This is a genomic window from Methylobacterium sp. WL12, from assembly GCF_008039475.1.
Lineage (GTDB): Bacteria > Pseudomonadota > Alphaproteobacteria > Rhizobiales > Beijerinckiaceae > Methylobacterium > Methylobacterium cerastii.
Window position 1 is genome coordinate 1 of record NZ_VRUW01000010.1, and the last position, 21,972, is coordinate 21,972.

Below are 21,972 nucleotides of genomic sequence, written 5' to 3' on the forward strand. Positions count from 1 at the left end.
CCCTCGACCTCGCCCCAGGGCGAGCGCGCGGTCGCGTCGTCGCCGCGCAGCTGGGCCGCGCGCTGGGCCGCCGCCAGGGCCGAGGTGCGCGGGCCGGTGCCGGCCCGCTCCGGACGGCCGAACCGGGTTTTTCCGGGCGCGCCGGAGCGGGGGCCGCGGCTCGCGCCCTTGCTGGCCGCAGCCTTGCCCTCGGCGGATTTCGGCGAGGGCGGCCGGCCGGAGCCCTTGCCGACGCTCTTGCCTGCGCCTTTGCCAAAGCCCGTCCCCGGACCCTTGCCCGAACCCTTGCCGCCGCGTGGTGGATTGCCTGTCATGCAAGCGCGTTAACACCCGCCCGCACCGGCGACAATTCGCGCCGCCCGCACGGCAGGCCGGCGTCGGGTCGTCCTGCCGTTCGGCACCGTCGGGGATCCGTCGGTCGGCAGCCCTCGGGGCCCGATGCCTTCGCCCTCACGCCGCCCGGCGGATCGCCTCCAGGGTAAGCCCGATGCCGACCGAGCCGAAGGTGTCGCCTTCCACCACGCGGGCGCCCGGCAGGCAGGCGGTGAGTCCCTGGCGGACATGCGGAAGGCCGGTGGAGCCGCCGGTGAGGAACAGCGAATCGATCCGGTCGGCGGTGAGGCCCGCCTGGGCGAGGCAGCGCCCGACCCGCTCGGAGATCCGCGTCGCCAGGGTGTCGGTGTGGGCGACGAGGGCGGTCCGGTCCACGGGGGCGGCGAGCCCGGGCTCGACCCAGTCGAGGTCGACGTCCGAGGCGCCGTCGTTCGAGGCGGCGATCTTGGCGCCCTCGACGGCGATGGCCAGCGAATGCCCGCGCTCCAGCTCGACCACCGTGCGCAGCCGCTCGACGAGGTCCGGCCGCGCGCCGTCGCGGATGATCTCGGCGATCTCGCGCAGGGTCTTGGGGTTGTAGAGCCGGTTGATGCTCGACCAGGTGGCGAGGTCGTGGAAGTAGGCGTTCGGCACCAGCAGCTCGGCCCGCTTCATCGGGCTGCCGAGGCCGAGCAGCGGCATCACCGTGCCGAGGCTGAGGAAGCGGTCGAAGTCGGTGCCGCCGATGCGCACGCCGTCGTTGGCGAGGATGTCGTCGGCTCGCTCCGCCTTGGCGTGACGCTCGGGCGAGAGGCGCACGATCGAGAAGTCGGAGGTGCCGCCGCCGATGTCGGCGATCAGCGCGATCTCCTCGCGCCGGACGCTCTGCTCGTGGTCGAGCGCCGCCGCGATCGGCTCGTACTGGAACGAGACGTGGCGGAAGCCGATGCTTTGCGCGATCTCGCGCAGGGTGTCCTCGGCCCGGCGGTCGCCCGCCGCGTCGCCGTCGACGAAGTGCACCGGACGCCCGTGCACCACGGTGTCGAAGGTCTCGCCGGCGGCGGCCTCGGCCCGCGCCTTCACCGCGCCGAGGTAGCGCCCGATCACGTCGCGGAAGCGCACGCGCTCGCGGCCCACCGGCGTCGTCTCGTCGATCAGCCCCGAGCCCAGCACCGACTTGAGGCTGCGCATCATCCGGCCCGGCGTTCCCTCGACGTAGGCCTCCGTCGCCGCCCGCCCGATCACCGCGGCGCGGTTCGGCTCGAAGAAGATCGCGCTCGGGATGGTGAGGTGGCGCCCCTCCAGGGGAACGAGGCGCGGACCCGCCGGGGCGCGGTGTCCGAGCGTCGTGTTCGACGTGCCGAAATCGAGGCCGCAGGCCGCCATCAAGTGTCGTCTTTCGCCGGTGTTCGTGGGGGCGGCTGCCCTACAGGCTGGCGGGCGCGGGGTCCAGCGCTTCAGAGCCAGCGCGGCCCTAGGAACAGCGCGAGCGCGACCACGAGCCAGGCGCAGAGCCCGCCGAGGAGCGCCAGGCGGTAGTCGAAGGATCCGCCGATCCACCACGCCACCGCGAGGAAGACCAGGTAAGCAGGAATCGTGCGAAAGCCCGCCAGGCAGGTCTCGCGGAAGGCGCCGGCCTCGCCCTTCGCGCCGACCGCCAGCAGGGCGATGATCGCGAAGGTCGGCGCCAACGGCAGGATGCCGGGCAGGACGTTGCCGCGACGCGACGCCAGCACGATCGCCATCGTCACGAGGCCGCCGGCCACGCCTTTGAGCAGGACGTCCACGGCGCCGCTCACCCCTCCCCGCGCCGTTCCCGGCGCAGCTCTTCCCAATGCGCGAGCCGGTCGCGGTAGCGGCTTTCCATACCGCGGTCGGTCGGCGCGTAGAGGTGCTGGCGGCCGAGCCGTTCCGGCCAGTAATCCTGGCCGGAGAACGCCTCCGGCTCGTCGTGGTCGTAGCGGTAGCCCTCGCCGTAGCCGAGCCGCTTCATGAGCTTGGTCGAGCCGTTGAGGATGGTGCGCGGCGGCGGCAGCGAGCCGTGCTCCTTCGCGATGCGGGTCGCCGCCTTGTAGGCCTCGTAGGCCGCGTTCGATTTCGGGGCGCAGGCGAGGTAGATCACCGCCTGCGCCAGCGCGAGTTCGCCCTCGGGGCTGCCGAGGAAGTCGAACGCGTCCTTGGCGGCCGTCGTGATCACCAGGGCCTGCGGGTCGGCGAGCCCGATATCCTCCACCGCCATCCGCACCAGGCGCCGGGCGATGAACAGGCGGTCCTCGCCGCCGTCGAGCATCCGGCACAGGTAGTACAGGGCCGCGTCCGGGTCCGAGCCGCGCACCGTCTTATGCAGCGCGCTGATCAGGTTGTAGTGGCCCTCCTGCGCCTTGTCGTAGATCGGCGCGCGGCGCTGGACGAGGGTCTGCAGCACCTCCGCGTCGAGGATCTCGTCGGGCTTGGCCGAGCGCCAGATCCCCTCGCACAGAGTCAATGCCGCGCGCCCGTCGCCGTCGGCCATGCGGATCAGGACGCCCCGGGCCTCCTCGGTGAGCGGCAGCGCCTGGCCGGTCAGGTCCTCGGCCCGGGCGATCAGCTTGGCGATCGCCGCGTCGTCCAGCGCCCGGAACAGCAGGACCCGGGCGCGCGACAGCAACGCCGCGTTCAGCTCGAAGGACGGGTTCTCCGTCGTCGCGCCGACCAGCGTCACCGTCCCGTCCTCCATCACGGGGAGGAAGGCGTCGAGCTGCGCCCGGTTGAAGCGGTGGATCTCGTCGACGAAGAGCAGCGTCCCCTGCCCCGTCGCCCGGCGCTTGCGTGCGGCCTCGAACACCTTGCGCAGGTCGGGCACGCCGGAGAAGATCGCCGAGATCTGCTCGAAATGCAGGTCGGTCTCGTGCGCGAGCAGGCGCGCCACGGTGGTCTTGCCGGTGCCCGGCGGTCCCCAGAACACCAGCGAGCCGAAGCTTTTCCCGCGCAACAGCCGCGTCAGCGCCCCGTCCGGGCCGGTGAGGTGGTCCTGGCCGACGACCTCGGCGAGCGTGCCCGGCCTGAGCCGGTCGGCGAGCGGACGGGGCGCCGAGGCGTCGAGGCCGGCGGTTGCGAAGAGGTCGGGCATGCCCGCATCAACACCCTGCGGCCCACGCTCGGCAAGAGGCGCCGCCCGGCAGAAGCCGACGGAGGCGCGCCGCCGGCCACCCGTCCGGGCGGAGCCCGTGCGACACCATCGCCGCAACCGTCTTCGTTTCGGAAAACACCCTGTTAACTCACGCGGACGAAGTGTTCGTCCGGACGCAGCGAAAGCAACGGTGACGCCGCGAGCGGCCGTGCCGCGTGAGAGTCCCTTAAGTCCACCCGTGGTCCTGTCGAGCCCGCTCACGGGGGACGACGCATGATCCGGAAACGCGGCAGCTGGGGAGAGGGAGAGCTCTACGAGGCCCTGTGCCTGCTGATGATCTGCGGCTGCCTGTGGATCATCGGCATCCAGTTCCAGGTCTTCTCCAGCCTCAACGCCTTCATCCACGCCAACGACCTCTCGAACGCGTTCATGCTGGTCGCCCTGATGGGCCTGGCCGTGTTCGCGGCGAGCCTGCGGAAATCCCTGCTCCTGCGGGTGGCGATGCGCGAGCGCGACATCACTGCCGCCGAGGCCGAGGCGGTGGCGCGCCACGACGTGCTGACCGGCCTCGCCAACCGCCGCCTGTTCCTGGAGACGCTGGAGCGCCGCCGGGCGGCCGCGAGCCTGGTCCCGACGCAGGCCGTGCTGCTGGTCGACCTCGACCGCTTCAAGCCGGTCAACGACATCTACGGGCATGCGGCCGGCAACGCCGTGCTGTGCGCGGTGGCCGAGCGCCTGTCCGCCCTGACCCCCGAGGGCGGCCTCGCGGCCCGCCTCGGCGGCGACGAGTTCGCGCTGCTCGTGCCGCTCGACGGCGGCAGCGACGGCCTGTCCCGCCTCGCCCAGGCGGTGATCGCCTCCATCGCCGCGCCGATCCAGTGGCAGGGCAACGAGCTGAAGGTCGGCGCGACCATCGGCATCGCCCTGATCTCGGCCGACCAGGCCGACGCCGACGTGGTGCTGCACGCCGCCGACCTCGCCATGTACCAGGGCAAGAAGGACGGCCGCGGCGTGTTCCGCGTGTTCAAGAGCGCGATGGACCTCGAGCTCAAGGCCCGCGCGCAGCTCGAAAGCGAGTTGCGCGAGGCGATCGCGAACGGCGAGATCGAGCCGTTCTACCAGCCCGTGGTGACGCTGCCGGAGAAGACGCTGGTCGGCGTCGAGGTGCTCGCGCGCTGGCGTCACCCGGTCCGCGGCCTGCTCGCCCCGGCGAGCTTCATCGGGATCGCCGAGGAGACCGGCCTGATCTCCGAGCTCAGCATGAAGCTCCTGCGCCAAGCCTGCCTCGACGCCCGCGATTGGCCGTCCCACTTCCAGCTCGCGGTGAACATCGCGCCGCAGCAGTTCCAGGACCGGTGGCTGTGCGAGCGCATCCTCGCGATCCTCACCGAGACCGGCTTCTCCCCGAGCCGCCTGGAGGTCGAGATCACCGAGACGGCCCTGGTCCAGGACCTGGAGGCGGCCCGCACGACCCTGACCTCGCTGCAGAACCTCGGCGTGCGCATCGCCCTCGACGACTTCGGCACGGGCTATTCCAGCCTCTACCACCTGCGCGAATTGAAGTTCGACAAGCTCAAGATCGACCGCACCTACGTCGACACGATCACCATGAGCGCGGAACGGGCCAAGCTCGTCGACGCGATCATCAAGCTCGGCGCCAGCCTCGGGCTCGTCACCACCGCCGAAGGGATCGAGACCGACGCCAGCGTCGACTGGCTGTCGGACCAGGGCTGCGACTACGGCCAGGGCTACCTGTTCGGCGCGCCGATGCCGAAGGAGGCGATCACCGCCCTGATCGGGGCGCCGGTCGAGGAGATCCAGGCCAAGGCCCTCGCGCTCCAGGCCGCCTGAGCGAAGCCCAAATCCGCCATCCCGAAGGGATCGACCGAATTTTGGTATGAAGGCCGGGCTTCGGCCCGGCCTGCCGATTCTCAGCCGCCGAACATCGAGGTCAGCACCTCGCCGTTGCGGTTGATCGCGACCTCCCAGGCGTTCTGGACCGTGCGGGTGGCGCGTTCGACGTCCTTCGTCGTGGAGACCGGCTGGCCGTTGATCGAGACCAGCATGTCGCCCTTCTGCAGGCCGGCACGGGCCGCGATGGAGTTCTCGTCCACGGCCTGCACCGCGACGCCATCGACGGGGAAGTCCACCAGCATCTCCTCGGCCACGGCGGGCGAGGTGTTGATCAGCGTGGCGCCGAGGAACGGCGAGCGGGTGCGGACCTTGAGCACGTCGCGCGGCCGCGTCTCGGGCGCCGGCACCAGCTTCACCGGCAGGGTGCTGCGGCTGGTGCCGCGCAGGATGCCGAACTTGGTCTGGCCGGTGATGCCCTTGAGCGCGAATCGGTAGCCGAAGGCTTCCGGGTCGTCGACGTTTTGGCCGTCGACGGTCAGGATCAGGTCGCCGCGCTTCAGCCCGGCCTCGTCGGCCGGGCTCTTGGCCTGCAGGCTCGCCACGAGGACGCCGGTCGGGTGGTCGAGGCCCATGCTCTCGGCGATGTCCGGCGTCACGCTCTGGACGCGCGCCCCGAGCCAGGGCCGCCGCACGGTGGTGGCGCCGTTCTTGGCGGTCTCGACCACGGCCTTCACCATGCTCGCCGGGATCGCGAAGCCGATGCCGTGGCTGCCGCCGGACTGCGAGTAGATCGCGGTGTTGATCCCGACCAGGTGCCCGCGCAGGTCGACGAGCGCGCCGCCGGAATTGCCCGGATTGATCGCGGCGTCGGTCTGGATGAAGAACTGGTAGTCCGACGAGCCGACCTGGGTGCGCGCCAGCGCGGAGACGATGCCCTGCGTCACCGTCTGGCCGACGCCGAACGGGTTGCCGATCGCCATCACGAAGTCGCCGACCTCGAGGCTTTCCGAATCACCGAACGGCATCGCGACGAGGCCGCCGGCCGGGTTGGTGATGCGGATCACCGCGAGGTCGGTGCGCGGATCGCGCAGCACGATCGTCGCCTCGAACTCGCGCCGGTCGGCCAGCGAGACGCGGACCTCGTTCATGTTGTCGATGACGTGGTTGTTGGTGATGATCAGGCCCGACCCGTCGACGATCACCCCCGAGCCGAGGGATTTCTGCGCCCGCTCGCCCGGGGAGCCGCCCTGCCCGCGCCCGCCTTCCGCGCCGAAGAACCGGCGCATGAACTCGTCCATGGCGCTGGTGCGGGCGTTGGGCCGCTTGTCGATGTGCGAGGCGTAGACGTTGACCACCGAGGGCGCCGCCCGCTTCACGACGGGGGCGAAGGAGAGCTGCACCTCGCCCTTGCTTGCGGGCGCCGCCTTGTCGGGCGTCGCGAGCCGGGCCGGCGGCGCGTCCGAGGTCTTGTCGGGCGTCTTGTCGGGCGTCCTGGCCATCTGCGCGGCGGCGGGGCCGCCGGCCAGCATCAGCGCGACGGCCAGGGCGGCGAGGGAAGACGGATGGGGCATGCAGGACTCCGGGCGCTCGAGGCCGTCGGGGCGCCGGGCCGTCCGCGCGGTGGGACGGCCCGGACCGACATGCGATCGCGGCCTGTCTATCGCGGTCGAATGCGGCGCGCGAGAGCCCGGTCCGCCGGCCCGCGCACCGCGGCTCAGCCCTTCAGAAAGGCCAGCAGGTCGGCGTTCAGCCGCTCGGCATGGCTGAACGGCACCGCGTGCGGCGCGCCCTCGTAGACCACGAGCGTGGCGCCGGGGATCGCGGCGGCGGCTACTTTGCCCGACACGTCGATCGGCACGGTCTGGTCGTCGTCGCCGTGGATCACCAGGGTCGGCACCCTGAAATGCGCCATGTCACCCCGGAAGTCGGTGGTGCCGAAGGCGGTCACGCAGGCCGTCGTCGCCTTGGGCGAGGCCAGCATCGCCAGGTTTCCGGCCCAGGTCATCGTCTCGGCCGAGACCGGGGAATGGAACACGCCGGCGCCGAAGAAGGTCTTGGCGAAGTTCGCGAGGAAGGCCGGGCGGTCCTTCCGGAGTCCGTCGACCATGCCCTGGAAGACGCCGCCGTCGACGCCGTCCGGGTTGTCGCCGGACTTGAGCATGTAGGGCGTCACCGCCGAGACCAGCACGGCTTTCGTGACCCGTGCGCCCGCGTGGCGGGACATGTAGCGCGCGATCTCGCCGCCGCCCATCGAGAAGCCGACGAGGGCGACGTCCTGGAGGTCGAGGCCGTCGAGCACCGCCTTCAGGTCGTCGGCGAAGGTGTCGTAGTCGTAGCCGGTCCAGGGCTGGTCGGACCGGCCGAAGCCGCGTCGGTCGTAGGCGACGACCCGGTAGCCGACCTCGGCCAGCGCCGGCATCTGGTGCTCCCACATGTCGGCGTCGAGGGGCCAACCGTGGATCAGCACCACCGGCCGGCCGGTGCCCCAATCCTTGACGTAGAGCCGGGTGCCGTCCCCGGTCCGGATGAAGGCCGTGTCGCGGATGGCCATGTCTCGCTCCTGCTCGGATATCCGTCGGCGGCTGCCGAACGATGCCGGGACGCCCGTCGCGGACGGGAAGCAACCGGCCGCGTCGAACGTTCCGAGGGAGCGGACCCCATGACGCCGAATGGCCGGAGGCGCGCTCGCGCCTCCGGCCATTCGATGCCGTGGAAGTCCGGGAGAGTCCTGCCGAAGCGGTGTGAGCCTCAGGCGTCCTTCTTCTTCCGGGCGGCGCGGGGCTTCTTGGCGGGGGCGTCGGCCTCGCTTTCGGCTGCCGCCTCCTCGGTGACCACCGGCTCGGGCGCGGCGGACTTCGCCACGTTCTTGCGGCGCTGCTGGCCGAGGCCCAGGGCGCGGGCGAGTTCGGAGCGCTGCTCCGAATAGCTTTGCGAGGTCATCGGATAGTCGGGCGCGAGGCCCCACTTGGCGCGATACTGCTCGGGCGATAGGCCGCGCAGGGTGAGATGCCGGCGCAGGGTCTTGTACTGCTTTCCGTCCTCGAAGCTGATCAGGTAATCCGGCGTCACCGAGCGGCGGATCTCCGGCGCGGTCGCCTTGGGTGGCCCGACCTCGGCGACCGGCCCGTTGGCGCCCGAAACGCCGACGATCGCCTCGTGCACATCGCTCAGGAGCTTCGGCAGTTCGACGCTCTGGACGTGATTGTTGCTGACATAGGCGGAGACGATATCCGCGGCCAACGTGATGAAACGGGCCCTGTCGACGTCTGGTTCGCTCATGTTGTTCGGTCCGTCATCGTGAGTTCGAATGATAGTACCGACCGTAAGCTCAGTTTTGGTGGCGGGCAAGATTATTTCGTGGTTTTCGCCCGTTTTCCGAGGAAATCCACCGGGATCGGCGGTACTCCGGCGCTATCCTCTGATCAAGAGCCGCGGCGATGCGCACAAACGTTCGGGAATGTAGCCCCGATTGAACTAAATTGTGCGCAATTGTCCGTCTGTGCCCTATTGAGCGAACGTTGTTGGGATAAATTGCCGGTGTCGCGCGCGCATCGATTGTGCGTGTCCGAACGCCGAACGCCGTATCGATGAGGTAGCCCTGGGATGCATTTTGCCGCGTCCGCCCCCGACGCGGAGTTGCACGGTGCGACGATGTCCGGATCGAAAGACGGCGCGATCTTCACGCCGAACATCTCGCGAGCGCGCTGCGCGGTCTAAGTCCGACCAATCGACGGACGGCCCGGACCCAGGAGCGGCATCGGGCTCGGATCCACGTCGAAGCCATCCGGGGAGCGACCGGACGGGCTTAAAATTGGAGCGTGGTAGTCTGGAAAAGGCTTGCTGGGGCGAAGCCGGCGCGTCCGCGCGGCAGCGGCAGCTCGATCCTATTCGACCCGGTAGTGCCGCCCCGACGCGGTGCCGCCTCGGCCGGGCTCGCCCTCGGCGCCTGGGGACGACGGCGAGGGCTATGCGGCGGCGTTCGGCGGCGGCGCGGGTCCGGTCGGCGTCTACCGTGCGTAGGCGTAGACGGATGCGGCGGAGGCGACGGGTCCTGCGACGGTGGAGAAGACGCTGACGACCTTGGAGACTTCGGTGAAGGGGGCGTTGGAGACGTAGACGAGGTCGCGGTTGCGCATGCGGAAGGCCTGGGAGGTGAACAGGCTGTTGGGGTCGCGCATGTCGATGCGGTAGACGACCGGGACCACCGGGGTGGTCAGCAGCGGCGAGGCCGGGTTGAGGCGGCGCACCACCGCGGCCGGCTCGAAGCGGAACACGAAGGTTCCGGCGGGGTCGGCCTGGAAGTCGGACAGGCCGCGCGCCTTGGCCAGCGCCTGGGCCAGCGTGATGCCCTCGGCCGAGAACGGCAGCTCGGTGGCGTTGCCGAGCGCGCCCACCGCGAGGAAGGTCTGGGGGTCGCGCACCAGGGTCAGCACGTCGTTGGGGCGCAGGTAGATGTTCTCGCGCGGGTTGGCCACCAGGGTCGTCATCGGCACGGTGGTGGTGCGGTCCCCGCGCGAGAGGCGCACGAAGGTCTCGGAGACGGGCGAGCGCACGCCGCCGGCCGAGGCCACGACGTCGAGGAGGCGGTCGCCGCCGGTGGAGAGCGGCAGGCGGGCGCCGGCGACCGCCTCGCCGGTGACGGTGACGGCCTGCGAGATCGGCTTGGTGACCGAGACCAGCACCTGCGGCTGGATCGCCTTGCCGGCGAGCTCGTTCTCGATCAGCGTCTGGACGTCCTGGGTGCGGCGTCCGGCGACGTGGATGCGCCCGGCGTAGGGCACCGAGATCGCGCCGTCGCGGCCGACCGCCTGCTCGGGGATGAGGGCGGACTTCGAGCCGGCGGAGAAGCGGTCGGCGACGAGGGGTCCTGAGAACAGGCCGCCGGAGCCGGCTTCCCAGACCGAGACGGCGACGTAGTCGCCGACCCCGATCACCGGCTCGATCGAGGGGCGCTTGTCGCCGAAGGAGGCGAGCAGGCTGTCGAGCGGGCGTCCGCGCAGGGCCTCGATCACGGCCGGCGTCACGTCGACGAGCTCGTAGCGCGCCAGCAGCCCCTCCGGCGTCGAGACCTCGGCCCCCGCCTCGACGGCCCGCGCCGTCGGACCCGAAGCCGGAAGGACCGAACAGCCGCCGACGAGGCAGGCGGTCAGCGCGAACAGCGCCGTGAAACGAACCATCTTCGAACTCCCGGGGCCGATCCCGCCCCGATGAGGCCGGACACAACCCGCGTATGACCCTGTCGTCTGCGTCGCGAGCCCGTGCGAACCGAGCCCTCGCCGGAGCGCGGGCGGACGGAGCGCGGACCTGGTGGCTCGACGTTGCGCGCCAAAGCCTGCCATCGCTTTAACGATCGCCGGAAGCGCGCGCCCCGGACATCGCCCGGCATTGCGTCACCACCGTGGCACGGCCACGCTTGTTCTCAGGTGTGCGGTGATGGCGCGTCCCGGCCGATTGCCGCCCGCAGGCGGCGACCGAGGTCGTCCGCGGTGCGATCGACCCGCCGGGGGGCGCCCGCGGCGGCGGGGCCGAACCGGAACAGCGCGTAGTCCGTCGCTCTGTCGCCGAAGCCCGGCCGGCAGGTCGGGAGCGCGGGCGCGTGGTCGCCGTAGACGCAGAGCATCGCATCGAGCCCCGTCAGCGCCGCCACGAGGTCCTCGACCATCCGCCCGGCGGCGGCGACATGGTGGAGGTACTGCGCCAGCGGGTCGTCGATGCCCGGAAGGCGGCCCGGCTTCCAGGGCCCGTGGTTCTCCATGGTGACGCCGAACAGGAACAGCGGCCCGCGCCGTGCCGCGACCTCGGCGCGCACGCGCGCCCCGAAGGCGGCGTCGCCGACATAGGGGCCGACCCGGGGCGCGTCGGCGAACGCCTCCTCCATCACCAGGGTCTCGAAGCCGAACGCCTTCATCACCCGGGCGCGCTGGAAGAAGTCGCGGTGGAACGGGTGGACGAAGGTGGTGGCGTAGCCGTTTCGCCGGGCGGCGCGGGCGAGGCTGTCCGGCTCGTTCCCGCCCGAGGCGAGGTAGGGATCGAACACGCCGAAGCCGAGCTCGCCCGCGGCCCGCCCGGTGAGGACCGCGTGCTCGGTCCGCATGGTGTAGGCGCCGTGCGCGGGCACCCGCAGGCGGCCGTACTCGCTCGCGCGCGCCCGGATCAGGTCCATCGCCGGCAGGTGCGGCCCGCCGAGCCGCTCGGGATCGAGGAAGGATTCGAGCTGGATCACGACCACGACGGCGTCGCCCGGCGCCCGGACGGTCGCCGGCGCCGCGACGGAGGCCGGGCGGGCGCGCTCGGCCCGCCACCGCAGCGCGTAGGCGATCAGGCAGGCGGGCAGGCCGAAGCGGGCGAGGTCGCCCTCGAGGTCCGGCCGCGGGAAGCACCGGGCGAGCCACCGGCCGAGGGGGCCGCGCCCGGCGGCGGCGATCAGCGCGGCGAGGCCGAGGGGAAGCGCGGCGACGGCGGCCACGGCGGCGGCGGGCGACACCGGCAGCAGGCTCGGCTCGATCCGGTACCACAGCACGATTCCGGCCAGCCCGAGCAGGAGCGGCCCAGCGATCCGCGGGCTGGTGAGCGGCGGCACGTAGTAGAGCTGCGGATGGCGCGGCACCTGCGGCAGCAGCGCGAAATCGGAGAACACCAGCGGCTCGCCGATCACCGCGCGCTTGAGGCGGCTGACGAGGTGGAGGATCGCCACCGTCAGCACGCAGCTCGACGCGGCCAGCCACGGGCGCCACGAGAACACGAACCAGAACAGCAGGATCAACCCGTAGGCGCAAAGCCGCACCGCGAGGTCGCCGGCTTTTCGGCTCGCGCGCCCCGGCACGTCGCCGAGGCCGAACTCGATCGCCAGGCAGAGGGCGAACGCGGCAAGCGTCGCGAAGAGGAAGGACATGGGGGACGCGTCAACCGTGGCCGGGCTTGTCGGGATTCGACGCACCGCCCGATGCGACGCCGCGCCGGGCGCGGAGCGCCCGCACGATCGGGTTCAGCAGGCGGTAGCGGGTCCGCATCAGGGCGCCGCCCAGCCGGCCGAGCGCCAGGGCGCTCGGGGGCGCGGCGGCGCGGGCGGCGCTGAGGCGGTCGAGCAGCTGCTCGGGGCCGCAGGGCTTCATCGCCACCGGGTCGAGGTAGCGCGGATACAGGATCAGCGCGCCGGCGACGAGCTCGTCGAGGGCGAGCGTGCGGCCGCGATCGGTGCCCGGCGCGAGGTCCTCGGTCAGGCCCCAGCCGGCATAGAACGGGCGCCCGTGGGTGGCGACGCTCAGGCCCCGGATCAGCGCCTCGAAGCCTGCGAGCGACGTCATGGTCTCGACGTGGTGCACCCGGTCGAGCAGGTCGACGATGCTCAGGCCCGAGACGATCCGGTCGGCGAGCGCAATCGCCTCGGCCTCGGGGATCGCACCGGGGCGGAACCCGGCCTCGACGTCGGGGTGCGGCTTGTAGAGCAGGAACGCATCCGGGTTGCGCGCCCGCGCCGCCTGGAGCAGGGCGCGGTTCGAGCGCACGTTGGGCGAGCCGTAGCGGACCGAGGCGTCGTCCTCGACCTGCCCCGGCACCAGCACGATGCGCCGCCCCGCCGGCCAGTCGCCCGCCGCCACTGCCAGCCCGACATTGTACTTGCTCAGCCGCCGCGCGACGATCGTCTCGCGCAACGCCTTCGCCCGCGCGACGAGGGCGTCCGGGAATTCGGCCTCGGCCAGGATCCGCGAAAGCCGGCTCTCGCGCCGCGGATCGTAGTAGATGCCGCGATCGTCCACCACGATCGAGGCGCCGGGCTGCAGGCTCGCGCCGAGGCCGACCGAGCGCAGGAAGCCGTCCTCGACCCGCGCGAGCGGAAGGCCCGCCGCCGCGCAGGCGCTCTCCAGGGCCTCCGGAGCGCGGGTCGCCCAGGCGAGCACCTGCCCGTCGTGACGCTTGGCGGCGGCCACCGCGTCGGCGGTGGTCATGGTATGGATCGGCGCGCCCGCCGGGCCGACGGCGAAGGCGTCGAGCGCCGGCCGCTTCCAGCGCGAGATGCCGACGTAGACGGCGCGCCGCGCGTTCTCGGAAAACCGCGCCCGGAGCCAGGCGACGCGCTCGGCGCAGTCCTCGCGATCGATGGGCGCGCGGGTCCAGGGGTCGAAATGGTGGACGCCCGGCGCCTCGCGCCCGCCGACGGGCGCGCCGGCAAAAGTCAGGGTCAGGCTCGAAAACCCGGTCGCGGCCTGGTCGTAGGGGCTGAGCAGCGGCCCCGGGGCGACCACGAGCACCGGACGCCCGGCCAGCCGCAGCATCCTCGCGGCCGCGCCGTCGCCCCAGACGACGGCGGCGCTTGCCAGGCCCGGCGCGCCGAAGCGGCTGCCGGTGGCGGCCTCGATCTCGGCGCGCAACAGCCGGACCGTGGGTTCGACGGCGAAGAGCGAGGCAGGAAGGGTCGGGCGCATCACCACGTCGGTCGAGGGCTCCGGGCCGGCCGGCTGATGGGCATCGGATCGCGCCGGCCGCGACGCGCCCCTGCCCAGGCTCCGCGGGCTTTATCCCACTTCGGCCCCCGCAGGCGAATGCTTCCGCAAAGGGAGTGCGCGATACGCTTGGGGAGCGACACGGCCCGGACATATCGCCGCCGCGATTGACACCTAGCTCGGAGGCGGTTCGCGATCGGACCCGACGCCGTGGCCGGACGGCCACGGTCCGCCGGAATCCGGCGGGCCGGCGCGGCTTCGGATTGCCCGGCCGTCTCGACCGTGCAACCCGTGATGGCGGCCCCGTCCCGTCTGCTGAAGGTACAGAGCGCTCCGGAATGCTTCAGCCTCGCCCAGATCCCACCGATGCGAGCCCGGCGACGTTCCTCTTCCTCCAGGGGCTCGCCTCGACCTTCTTCTCCGATCTCGGGAAGGCGCTCGCCGGCCGCGGGCATCGGGTGCGCCGCATCAACTTCTGCCCCGGCGACTGGCTGTTCTGGCGCGGCGACGCCGACCATTACCGCGGCACCCGCCCAGGCTGGGAAGCCTGGCTCGACGCCTACGTCGCCACCCACGGCGTCACCGACATCGTCCTGTTCGGCGATTGCCGCCCCTATCACGTCGTCGCCCGCGCGGTCGCGGTCGCACGGGGCCTGCGCGTCCACGTGTTCGAAGAGGGCTACATCCGCCCGAACTGGATCACCTGCGAGCTCGGCGGCGTGAACGGATACTCGACCCTGCCGAAGACCGCCGAGACGGTGCGGGCGGTGGCGCGGCGCCTGCCGCAGCCCGGCCGCGCGATGCCCTCCACCGGCGACATGGCGCTCCGCAGCATCTGGGACGTCGGCTACAACGTCGCCAACGTCTGCTTCCCCTACCTCTACCCGCGCTTCCGCAGCCACCGCCCGACGCACATCGCGATGGAATATGCGGGCTGGATCAAGAAGTTCTCCCGCCGCGGCCGCACCCGGCGCGAGGCCGCGCGCTGCAACGAGATCTACAACGCGGTCGGCTGCGACTACTTCCTGCTGCCGCTCCAGCTCGACAGCGACTACCAGATCCGCGTGCACTCCCCCTTCCTCGGGGTCGAGGGCTTCATGGACCGGGTGATCAAGTCCTTCGCCGAGGCCTCGGAGGCGCCGAGCCGCCTCCTGGTGAAGTTGCATCCCCTCGATGCCGGCCTGATCAACTGGCGAAAGTTCGCCCGCGCCTCGGCCCGCCGCCACGGCGTGAGCGAGCGCCTCGACTTCATCGACGGCGGCGACCTGCCCAGCCTGATCGCCGGCGCCCGCGGCGTGGTGATCGTCAACAGCACCGTCGGGATGCTCTCGCTGGAGATGGGCCGGCCGACCATGGCGCTCGGCACCGCGATCTACAACATGCCCGGCCTCACCCATCAGGGCGACATCGACGGCTTCTGGACCGCGCCGACCGCGCCGGACCTCGGCCTGATGGCCGATTTCCGCCGCGTCGTGCTGCACCGGACGCAGGTGAACGGCGGCTACTTCTCCAAATCCGCCATCGCGCGGGCCGTCGCCGCCACGGTGCCGCGGATGGAGGCGGCGCTTCCCGACGCCCTCGTCGCCGTCGCCCGAACGATCCGCGAGGGCGAGGCCAGGACCGGCCGCCTCGCCGAGGTATATTGATCCGGCCGACCGGCGTGCGGTAGCACCCGGACCATGCCCCACATCCTGATCACCGGCGCATCGAGCGGCATCGGCGCGGCTTTGGCCCGTCGCTACGCCCGGCCCGGAAACCGCCTCACCCTCAACGCCCGCGATCCCGGCCGCCTCGCCGCGGTGGCCGCCGAATGCCGCGCGCGCGGCGCGGAGGCGACGACCGTGCCACTGGACCTGCGCGACCGCGAGGCGGTCCGCACCTGGATCCGGGCGCTCGACGCGGACTGCCCGATCGACCTCGTGATCGCCAACGCGGGCGTCAACGGCGGGCACCCGACCGGCGCGGTCGAGAGCGAGGACGTCGCCTTCGAGACCCTCGACATCAACCTCGTCGGCTGCCTCAACGTCGTCCTGCCCTGCGTGACCGCCATGGCGGCGCGGGGACAGGGCCAGATCGGGCTGATCTCCTCGCTCGCCGCATACGCGCCGCTCGCCGACGCACCCTCCTACAGCGGCACCAAGGCGGCGCTGGTGGCGCACGGCCAGGCCTTGCGCGCCAAGCTGGCACCGACGGGCGTGCGGGTGAACGTGGTGATGCCGGGCTACGTGAAGACGCCGATGGGCGGGCAGCTCAAGGGCTGGCGTCCGCTGGAGATGAGCCCCGACCAGGCCGCCGAGCGCATCGCCCGCGGGCTGGCGCGCAACCAGGAGATCGTCACCTTCCCGAGCGTGCTGTTCCACCTCGCCCGCGCCGGCCTCGTCGCGCCGGAATTCCTGCGCACCGCCGCCATGCGGGCCTTCCGCTTCCAGCTGCGTCCGCGCCGCTGATGCGCAAGCCCAGGATCGCGCTCTTCGCCCTCGAAGCGCTGCCGAACGCGCGCGCCGTGCGCCGGTTCGTCGCCGACCATGCCGGCGAGATCGCCTTCGTCGGCCTGTCGAACGCCGAGCGGCCCTCGACGGGAGGCCTCGTCGGCCAGGTCCGGCGCCACCTCGCCCGCTCCGGGCCGGCCTTCCTGCCGTACCTGGCGGTGAACTTCGGCCTGCCGGACCTGCTTCGGCTCGTCGCCCCGCTGACGCAGCGGATCGCCGGGACCACTGGCACGCCCGAGGCGACGCCGCTGGCGACCCTGTGCCGGCAGCGCGATGTCCCGACGCTGACGGTGGACGACGTCAACGGACCCGAGGTCGCCGACCTGTTGTGGCTTCACGCGCCGGACCTGATCGTCACCTTCCACTTCGACCAGATCCTCTCGGGCGCGACGATCGCGGCCGCGCGGCTCGGCGGCCTCAACGTCCATCCCGGCCTGCTGCCGCACCATCGCGGGCCGGTGCCGACGATTCATGCGCTGGCCGAGGGGCCGGATGCCTTCGGCGTGTCGATCCACCGGCTGGCCGTGGCGATCGATGCCGGGGCGATCTTGGAACAGGCGCAGGTGGCGCTGCCTGCGGACGTGACCGCGACCCGTGCCGCAGTGCTCCTGCACGAGCACGGCCGGCTCCTGCTCGACGGGGTGCTGGACGTGGTGGCTCGCGACGGCGCGGTGCCGGAGGGCCGCACCGTGCCCGTCCTGCCCTACTGCCCGTTTCCCGATGCCGGCTTCCTCAAGGCGATGCGCCTCAAGCGGCGCTACCTCACGGATGTCGGCGACCTGCGCGAGGCCCTGAGCCTGTCGGCCCGCGGCGCCTGAGGGCCTACGGGTGGCGGCGGGTCGGCGCACGCCGGTAGGCGACGCGGGCGAGCACCAGGGCGCCGCCGACCTGCAGGAGACCGTTCTCAGCAAGCTCCGACGGCGCAATGTGCCACTGGAGCACCAGACGCGTCAGCGCGTTCAGTGCCATAAGCGCGAGGCAGAAGGCGGCGGCGGCAAGCAGCGCGGCGACGAAATCGGGCATGGCTCGGCATCCCACTCTCGGAGGATGCCGTACGCCGCAAGAACCGCGCCGGAGGGGCGTGCGGGCGTGTACTGCCGAACCTGAGTGATCCCTTCGCGGCGACGGGTCCGGCCTTCGCTCGCGTGCCGGATCAGGCCGTCGCGCGCATCGAGGCCCGCTCGCTGAAATCCGCGAGCCAGGCGGCGAGGTTCGGCCGGCCCTCGCGCCAGCCGAGGTCGGCGAAGCGGAGGTCGAGGTAGCCGAGGGCGCAGGCGAGCGCGATCGTGCCGACGTCGACGCCGCCGAGCGCGCCGACCTGGGTCTCGAACCAGTCGAGCGCGCTGGCGATCTTGGCGCCCTGCCCGTCCATCCAGGCCTGCGAGCGCTCGGACTCGGCGCGCGTCGTCAGCTCGTAGCGGATCAGCAGGGCGGCATCGAGCACCGCGTCGGCGGTCGATTGCAGGTTCAGCGCCGCCCAGCGGGCCGCGCCCGGTGCCGGAAACAGCTGCCCGCCGGCCAGCGCGTCGAGGTACTCGCAGATCACCCGGCTGTCGGCGATCGCTTCGCCGCCGTCGAGGATCAGGGTCGGGACCTGCGCCAGCGGATGCGCGGCGAGCACCTGCCCGTCCCGCGTCACCGGGTGGACGGCGCTCGGAAGCCGCTCGATGCGCTCGGCCAATCCGAGCTCGTGGGCCGTTACCATCACCTTGCGGACGAAGGGCGAGGTCGGCGAGTGGAACAGCTTCATCGAAGGTCTCGCGGAGGCAGGCGGCGCGATCAGCGCCCCGCGGCGGGTTTCACGGAGCTCGCGTTCGTCGCCGCGGTGGGCGGGCTCACGCGCGGGGTCTCGACGAACAGGCGCTTCACCGGCCATCCGTCGGCCCAGCGCTCCATGTCGCCGAAGCGCGGATTGGTCTTCAGGCCGGTGAAGTCCTGGCCGGCGAAGGCGGCGGTCGCGGCGAGGTCGAAGGTCTTCCAGAACGCGAGGTAGTCGAGGGTGTCGGCCCGCGCGTTGTTGATCTGCGCCACGAGCGTCTGCTGCTCGCCCGAGAGCGACATGTCCGCCGACCACTTGAACGGCGGCGGCTTGGTGTCCTTCGGGTCGGCCGGCAGCTTGATCGCGGTGCCGTCGAAGGCGGCGTCGAGCCCGGCGGGCGCCGCGAGCGTCGCGGTGAGCGCGGGGAAGCCGTGGTCGTCGGAGAGCGCGCGCATGAACAGCTTGCGCTCGATCGGCACCGCGCTCGCCTCGCGCAGGAGCCGGCGGGCCGCGAGGTCGGCCGCGCGGGCGTCGCGGTCGCCGATCATGGTGACAAGCAGCGTCTGGGGCGCGATCCTGGTGAGGTCGCCGAGTATGACGCCGCGCGATTTCGGCCCGCTGGCGATGCCGCCAGGCATCACGCCGAACACCAGCTTTGGCGCGGGCAGGCCCTGGTCCTTCGCATCCGCCGCGATGTCCATGGCGAGCGGGACTCCGGCGAGATGGCCGATGAGCGCGACCTTCGTTAGGTCGGGCTTGGCGTCCGCGTCCGCGGAGAGCGCGTCGAGCGCGACCTTGAGGGCGCCCTCGGCGTTCGCGACCGCGTCGGCCGGGCGAGTTCGGTTCACCTCCTGGAAGCGCGGGAACAGGACGACCCAGCCGTTACGGGCGAGGTGGTCGATCCAGGCGCCGTAGCTCTGCGGGTTGGTGGCGCCCCAGCCATGTAGGAACACAACGACCGGCCGGCCCTCGGCTGGGGCAGCGCCCACCGCATGGAAGACGAAGGTCGAGGCGCCGGTCCGGCCGACGGCGCGCTTGACGATCGTGAGCTTGCGGTCGCCGACGCCGCCCGGGCCGTCGTTCGGCTGCGCCGGCGGCGCGGCCGCGGTGGCGGGCGAGGCCGCGACGAGGAGGGCGAACAGGCCCGCGGCCAACGGACCGCGACGGGCTTTCAGGAACATGGACGGCTCGATCGCTTCGAGGATTGCGGCGGTCCGCTCGCGGGACTGCATAGCAGATTCGGCGCAGGCGACGAGGCGCCGGCGGTGACACCGCAGCCCGTCCACAGGGCGGGGTTGCCCATTGCTGCGTTCAGGGTTCGGGCGAATGCGGAATCAGCGTCCCGCCGGGGCCGATCACCGAGGGGCCCGAGCCCGACCCAGCGGGCCGCCCGGCCGCCTGCTCGACCCAGGCCAGGATGTCCTCGGCCCGCCACGGTTTCGGGATGAAGGTCGCCGAGACCCGCAGGTCGCTCGGCTGGTCGCCGGCGTCGCCCGAAGTGAGGAGCACCCGCACCCGCGGCCAAGTGACGCCGATGATCCGAGCCAACTCGAAACCGCCGATCGGCCCGGGCGTGCGCACGTCCGAAAACACGACGCTGACCTCGTCGCCGCGATCGTTCAGGATGGCGAGCGCCCCCTCGGCGGTCTCCGCCTCGATCACGGTGAAGCCGGTCTCCTCCAGGAGGGTGGCGGCGAGGAAGCGCTCGTCCGGCTGATCCTCCACGACGAGGATCACGGGCTTCCGTCCAGGCGAAGTCACGTCGGTCATGGCCGGACACTCTAGGCGGGCCGGATGGTCGGCCCCTCGGATCGGTCGGTCATCGCCATCGTCGATGCGCACGGCAGGCCGATCCGTGCGTGCACGGGCCGCCACGGCGCATCCTGGCATAAACCGGCCCCGCCCACCGTGTCGGATAGGGCACACAGCCGTGAAGGACGGGCCGGAGGCCTCCGTGACCGCTGGTCGCGGCGCCCCGGCCCGGCCGGCTTCAGCCGACGCCGTTCGCCTTCAGGAACGCGAGGGCGCGACGCCAGCCGTCCTCCGCGGCGTCCTTGCGGTAGCTCGGCCGGTAGTCGGCGTGGAAGCCGTGCGGGGCGTCCGGGTAGACGACGAGTTCCACGCGCTTGCCGGCGGCGTTCGCTGCGTCGCGCGCGGCTTCGGCCGAGGCGACCGGGATGCCGGTGTCGCCGCCCCCGTAGAGGCCAAGCAGCGGCGCGTTCAGCGTGGCGGCGGCCGAGCCGGCGCTGCGCGGCTGGATGTCGGTGGGGTCGCCGCCGAGCGGGCCGTACCAGGCCACGGCCGCCTTCAGGTCGCGGCGGTGGGCGTCGTAGAGCCAGGCGGCGCGGCCGCCGCGGCACCAGCCCATCACCCCGAGGCGGGCCCCGTCGCCCTTGGCGGCGGAGGTCGCCCAGGCGACCGTGGCGTCGAGGTCGCCGATCCACTGCGCGTCCGGAGTCTTCGAGATCACGTCGCGGATGATGAGCTTGGGATCGGTCATCTGCGACAGGTCGCCCTGGCGGGCATAGAGTTCCGGTGCCACGGCGCAGTAGCCGGCCTTGGCCAGGCGCCGGCAGATGTCCTTGATGTATTCGTGGACGCCGAAGATCTCCTCGACCACCAGCACCAGGGGGAACGGCCCCGGCCCCTCGGGCACGGCGCGGTAGCCCGGCATCGGCCCGTCGGCCGCCGGTATCTGCACCTCGCCCGCCTCGATCCCGGCGGCGTCGGTGTGGACGACCTGCGCCTCCACCGGCGTGACCGCGAGCGTGAAGCCGCTGATCAGGCTCGTCATCACGAAGCCCCGGCGCGACAGGGGCGGGACGATCAACCCGTCGAGACCCGCGTTGCCGTCTACGTCGCCGTCCGTCATGCCGTGCTCCTCGAACCCTCAAACGAGCGCATCATGTCGCCGGCCTCGGGTCAACCATGGGGCGCCGTCAGGACGGGACGCTCAGGCGCCGGCGGACATCCGCGCCGAACGCCGCGCCGGCACCGGCACCGGCCGCGGCGCGGGCTGCGGCCGCAGCAGGTCGGCGAGTGCGACGAACCCGTCCGGCTCCTGAGCCTGCCCGGCGCGGAAGCCGAAGCCGAGGGCGAAGGCCTGGCCGAGGCCGGCGTCGCGGGCGATGCCGAACCGGTCGAGCGCGGTCAGGAACGCCTCGCGGAACAGGCTCGGCCGGCACCAGCTCTTCTCGGCCATCTGCAGCGGCCAGTCCCAAAGGCCCTCGGCGCGCCGGGCGCCGAGCACGTCGCGGCCGATGAAGTAGCCGGTCGTGCGGTGCTCGAGGCCTTCGCCCGACAGCGTCCAGTCGGCGTTACGGAACAGGACGGCCTTGGCGCACGGGGCGATAGCTGCGTCGATCATCGGGATCCTCGCCACCTTCGCGGGAGAGGCGCGACGATCGTGCGCCCGTTCCGCGTGGAACATACGAAGAACACTGATCCGCAACGGAACGGGCGTCAAGCGCGATGTTCTCGATGCGTTCATATTTCCGGAGCGCGCCGGCGCTCTGCCTCAGCGGCGCTGGAACAGAGGGTGCTCGACGCGGTCGCCGGCCTTGATCCCGAGACGGGCGGCGGTGCCGGCGTTGAGCTCCAGCACCGACAGCACCGGCTCCGGCGAGGCGACGATGGCGGTGGAGAGCGGCTCGGTGTCGGCCGCGACCCGGGCGATGGTGCCGTCGGCGCGGATGAACACCATGTCGAGCGGCAGGTAGGTGTTCTTCATCCACATCGCGACCGGCTCGGACCGCTCGAAATCGAACAGCATGCCGTGGTTCGGCGCCATGGTGCGGCGGAACATCAGGCCGCGGGTGCGCCCGGCGTCGTCGCGCATCACCTCGACGTCGAAGCGGTGGGTGCCGTCCTTCGAACGGATGCTGAGCGGCTCGGTCTGAGCCTTGGCCTGCTGTGCGCCTTGAGCGGAGGCCGGAGCCATGGCCGGTAGGAGCGCGGGCATGCCGAGAAGCCCGAGGGCGAGGCCGCCGGCGAGGAGGTTTCGAACGC

At 72.1% G+C, this 21,972-nt stretch carries 20 protein-coding genes and 1 pseudogene; 4 read left to right on the forward strand and 17 right to left on the reverse strand.

Annotated features, from left to right (window positions below):
- The 4 genes and pseudogenes from FV226_RS06160 to FV226_RS06175 all read right to left on the reverse strand — a co-directional run.
- Positions 1-314, reverse strand: a pseudogene (locus FV226_RS06160) (hypothetical protein); the annotation flags it as partial.
- Positions 315-450: 136 nt separating this feature from the next.
- Positions 451-1,698: an Hsp70 family protein gene (locus tag FV226_RS06165; RefSeq protein ID WP_147762208.1), complete on the reverse strand. Its 1,248-nt coding sequence runs from the start codon at positions 1,696-1,698 to the stop codon at positions 451-453.
- A 71-nt stretch (positions 1,699-1,769) separates the two neighbouring features.
- Complete coding sequence (locus FV226_RS06170; RefSeq protein WP_147762209.1) at positions 1,770-2,099, reverse strand: GlpM family protein; 330 nt, start codon at positions 2,097-2,099, stop codon at positions 1,770-1,772.
- Positions 2,100-2,107: 8 nt separating this feature from the next.
- Positions 2,108-3,421, reverse strand: a complete 1,314-nt coding sequence (locus tag FV226_RS06175; protein ID WP_147762210.1) for a replication-associated recombination protein A — start codon at positions 3,419-3,421, stop codon at positions 2,108-2,110.
- A 273-nt stretch (positions 3,422-3,694) separates the two neighbouring features.
- On the opposite strand from FV226_RS06175, the gene FV226_RS06180 reads away from it, so the two are divergent.
- Positions 3,695-5,272 (forward strand): EAL domain-containing protein, encoded by a 1,578-nt coding sequence (locus FV226_RS06180; RefSeq protein ID WP_147754124.1) that lies wholly within the window; start codon positions 3,695-3,697, stop codon positions 5,270-5,272.
- Between the two features lie 80 nt (positions 5,273-5,352).
- On the opposite strand, the gene FV226_RS06185 is transcribed toward FV226_RS06180, so the two are convergent.
- From FV226_RS06185 to FV226_RS06210, 6 genes are all read right to left on the reverse strand, one after another.
- On the reverse strand, positions 5,353-6,846 hold the full coding sequence (locus tag FV226_RS06185; protein ID WP_147754123.1) for a Do family serine endopeptidase: 1,494 nt from the start codon (positions 6,844-6,846) through the stop codon (positions 5,353-5,355).
- Between the two features lie 143 nt (positions 6,847-6,989).
- Positions 6,990-7,826 (reverse strand): alpha/beta hydrolase, encoded by an 837-nt coding sequence (locus FV226_RS06190; RefSeq protein ID WP_147762211.1) that lies wholly within the window; start codon positions 7,824-7,826, stop codon positions 6,990-6,992.
- A gap of 197 nt (positions 7,827-8,023) precedes the next feature.
- Positions 8,024-8,554 carry a MucR family transcriptional regulator gene (locus tag FV226_RS06195; protein ID WP_147754128.1) on the reverse strand — a complete coding sequence of 177 codons (531 nt, stop codon included), beginning with the start codon at positions 8,552-8,554 and terminating at the stop codon, positions 8,024-8,026.
- Positions 8,555-9,282: 728 nt separating this feature from the next.
- Positions 9,283-10,452, reverse strand: coding sequence for a polysaccharide biosynthesis/export family protein (locus tag FV226_RS06200; RefSeq protein ID WP_147762212.1), 1,170 nt, complete (start codon positions 10,450-10,452; stop codon positions 9,283-9,285).
- A gap of 242 nt (positions 10,453-10,694) precedes the next feature.
- Positions 10,695-12,167, reverse strand: coding sequence for an LTA synthase family protein (locus FV226_RS06205; protein WP_147762213.1), 1,473 nt, complete (start codon positions 12,165-12,167; stop codon positions 10,695-10,697).
- A 10-nt stretch (positions 12,168-12,177) separates the two neighbouring features.
- Positions 12,178-13,698, reverse strand: a complete 1,521-nt coding sequence (locus FV226_RS06210; protein WP_147762214.1) for a capsular biosynthesis protein — start codon at positions 13,696-13,698, stop codon at positions 12,178-12,180.
- Between the two features lie 356 nt (positions 13,699-14,054).
- Between FV226_RS06210 and FV226_RS06215 the strand changes: the two genes are divergently transcribed.
- Genes FV226_RS06215 through FV226_RS06225 form a run of 3 tightly spaced genes read left to right on the forward strand, consistent with a single transcriptional unit; the run spans position 14,055 to position 17,023 of the window.
- Positions 14,055-15,362 (forward strand): capsular biosynthesis protein, encoded by a 1,308-nt coding sequence (locus tag FV226_RS06215; RefSeq protein WP_147762215.1) that lies wholly within the window; start codon positions 14,055-14,057, stop codon positions 15,360-15,362.
- Between the two features lie 33 nt (positions 15,363-15,395).
- The gene (locus FV226_RS06220) at positions 15,396-16,163 is read left to right on the forward strand and encodes an SDR family NAD(P)-dependent oxidoreductase (RefSeq protein WP_147762216.1); all 768 of its coding nucleotides are present in this window, start codon (positions 15,396-15,398) and stop codon (positions 16,161-16,163) included.
- A complete protein-coding gene (locus FV226_RS06225) occupies positions 16,163-17,023 on the forward strand; it encodes a formyltransferase family protein (protein ID WP_147762217.1) in 861 nt (286 codons plus the stop codon). Before FV226_RS06220 ends, FV226_RS06225 begins: the two co-directional genes overlap by 1 nt.
- 4 nt (positions 17,024-17,027) lie before the next feature.
- Here the strand turns inward: FV226_RS06225 and FV226_RS06230 are convergent, their stop codons facing one another.
- The 7 genes from FV226_RS06230 to FV226_RS06260 all read right to left on the reverse strand — a co-directional run bounded on the left by FV226_RS06230 (position 17,028) and on the right by FV226_RS06260 (position 21,925).
- The gene (locus FV226_RS06230; protein WP_147753737.1) at positions 17,028-17,228 is read right to left on the reverse strand and encodes a hypothetical protein; all 201 of its coding nucleotides are present in this window, start codon (positions 17,226-17,228) and stop codon (positions 17,028-17,030) included.
- A 130-nt stretch (positions 17,229-17,358) separates the two neighbouring features.
- Positions 17,359-17,955: a glutathione S-transferase gene (locus tag FV226_RS06235; RefSeq protein ID WP_147762218.1), complete on the reverse strand. Its 597-nt coding sequence runs from the start codon at positions 17,953-17,955 to the stop codon at positions 17,359-17,361.
- A gap of 29 nt (positions 17,956-17,984) precedes the next feature.
- Positions 17,985-19,145 carry an alpha/beta hydrolase gene (locus FV226_RS06240; protein WP_147762219.1) on the reverse strand — a complete coding sequence of 387 codons (1,161 nt, stop codon included), beginning with the start codon at positions 19,143-19,145 and terminating at the stop codon, positions 17,985-17,987.
- Between the two features lie 130 nt (positions 19,146-19,275).
- Entirely contained in the window at positions 19,276-19,734 is a 459-nt protein-coding gene (locus FV226_RS06245) for a response regulator (protein WP_147753734.1), read from the reverse strand.
- Positions 19,735-19,954: 220 nt separating this feature from the next.
- Positions 19,955-20,836, reverse strand: coding sequence for a dienelactone hydrolase family protein (locus FV226_RS06250; protein ID WP_147762220.1), 882 nt, complete (start codon positions 20,834-20,836; stop codon positions 19,955-19,957).
- 81 nt (positions 20,837-20,917) lie between these two features.
- A complete protein-coding gene (locus FV226_RS06255) occupies positions 20,918-21,331 on the reverse strand; it encodes a hypothetical protein (protein WP_187278710.1) in 414 nt (137 codons plus the stop codon).
- A 150-nt stretch (positions 21,332-21,481) separates the two neighbouring features.
- Positions 21,482-21,925 carry a DUF192 domain-containing protein gene (locus tag FV226_RS06260; RefSeq protein ID WP_246685528.1) on the reverse strand — a complete coding sequence of 148 codons (444 nt, stop codon included), beginning with the start codon at positions 21,923-21,925 and terminating at the stop codon, positions 21,482-21,484.
- Positions 21,926-21,972: the final 47 nt, after the last annotated feature.

Excerpts from the sequence above, each read along its gene's own strand:
- FV226_RS06165 (WP_147762208.1), bottom strand. The coding sequence starts at position 1,698 with ATGGCGGCCTGCGGCCTCGATTTCGGCACGTCGAACACGACGCTCGGA.
- FV226_RS06175 (WP_147762210.1), bottom strand. The coding sequence starts at position 3,421 with ATGCCCGACCTCTTCGCAACCGCCGGCCTCGACGCCTCGGCGCCCCGT.
- FV226_RS06180 (WP_147754124.1), top strand. The coding sequence starts at position 3,695 with ATGATCCGGAAACGCGGCAGCTGGGGAGAGGGAGAGCTCTACGAGGCC.
- FV226_RS06185 (WP_147754123.1), bottom strand. The coding sequence starts at position 6,846 with ATGCCCCATCCGTCTTCCCTCGCCGCCCTGGCCGTCGCGCTGATGCTG.
- FV226_RS06190 (WP_147762211.1), bottom strand. The coding sequence starts at position 7,826 with ATGGCCATCCGCGACACGGCCTTCATCCGGACCGGGGACGGCACCCGG.
- FV226_RS06195 (WP_147754128.1), bottom strand. The coding sequence starts at position 8,554 with ATGAGCGAACCAGACGTCGACAGGGCCCGTTTCATCACGTTGGCCGCG.
- FV226_RS06200 (WP_147762212.1), bottom strand. The coding sequence starts at position 10,452 with ATGGTTCGTTTCACGGCGCTGTTCGCGCTGACCGCCTGCCTCGTCGGC.
- FV226_RS06205 (WP_147762213.1), bottom strand. The coding sequence starts at position 12,167 with ATGTCCTTCCTCTTCGCGACGCTTGCCGCGTTCGCCCTCTGCCTGGCG.
- FV226_RS06210 (WP_147762214.1), bottom strand. The coding sequence starts at position 13,698 with ATGCGCCCGACCCTTCCTGCCTCGCTCTTCGCCGTCGAACCCACGGTC.
- FV226_RS06215 (WP_147762215.1), top strand. The coding sequence starts at position 14,055 with ATGCTTCAGCCTCGCCCAGATCCCACCGATGCGAGCCCGGCGACGTTC.
- FV226_RS06220 (WP_147762216.1), top strand. The coding sequence starts at position 15,396 with ATGCCCCACATCCTGATCACCGGCGCATCGAGCGGCATCGGCGCGGCT.
- FV226_RS06225 (WP_147762217.1), top strand. The coding sequence starts at position 16,163 with ATGCGCAAGCCCAGGATCGCGCTCTTCGCCCTCGAAGCGCTGCCGAAC.
- FV226_RS06230 (WP_147753737.1), bottom strand. The coding sequence starts at position 17,228 with ATGCCCGATTTCGTCGCCGCGCTGCTTGCCGCCGCCGCCTTCTGCCTC.
- FV226_RS06235 (WP_147762218.1), bottom strand. The coding sequence starts at position 17,955 with ATGAAGCTGTTCCACTCGCCGACCTCGCCCTTCGTCCGCAAGGTGATG.
- FV226_RS06240 (WP_147762219.1), bottom strand. The coding sequence starts at position 19,145 with ATGTTCCTGAAAGCCCGTCGCGGTCCGTTGGCCGCGGGCCTGTTCGCC.
- FV226_RS06245 (WP_147753734.1), bottom strand. The coding sequence starts at position 19,734 with ATGACCGACGTGACTTCGCCTGGACGGAAGCCCGTGATCCTCGTCGTG.
- FV226_RS06250 (WP_147762220.1), bottom strand. The coding sequence starts at position 20,836 with ATGACGGACGGCGACGTAGACGGCAACGCGGGTCTCGACGGGTTGATC.
- FV226_RS06255 (WP_187278710.1), bottom strand. The coding sequence starts at position 21,331 with ATGATCGACGCAGCTATCGCCCCGTGCGCCAAGGCCGTCCTGTTCCGT.
- FV226_RS06260 (WP_246685528.1), bottom strand. The coding sequence starts at position 21,925 with ATGCCCGCGCTCCTACCGGCCATGGCTCCGGCCTCCGCTCAAGGCGCA.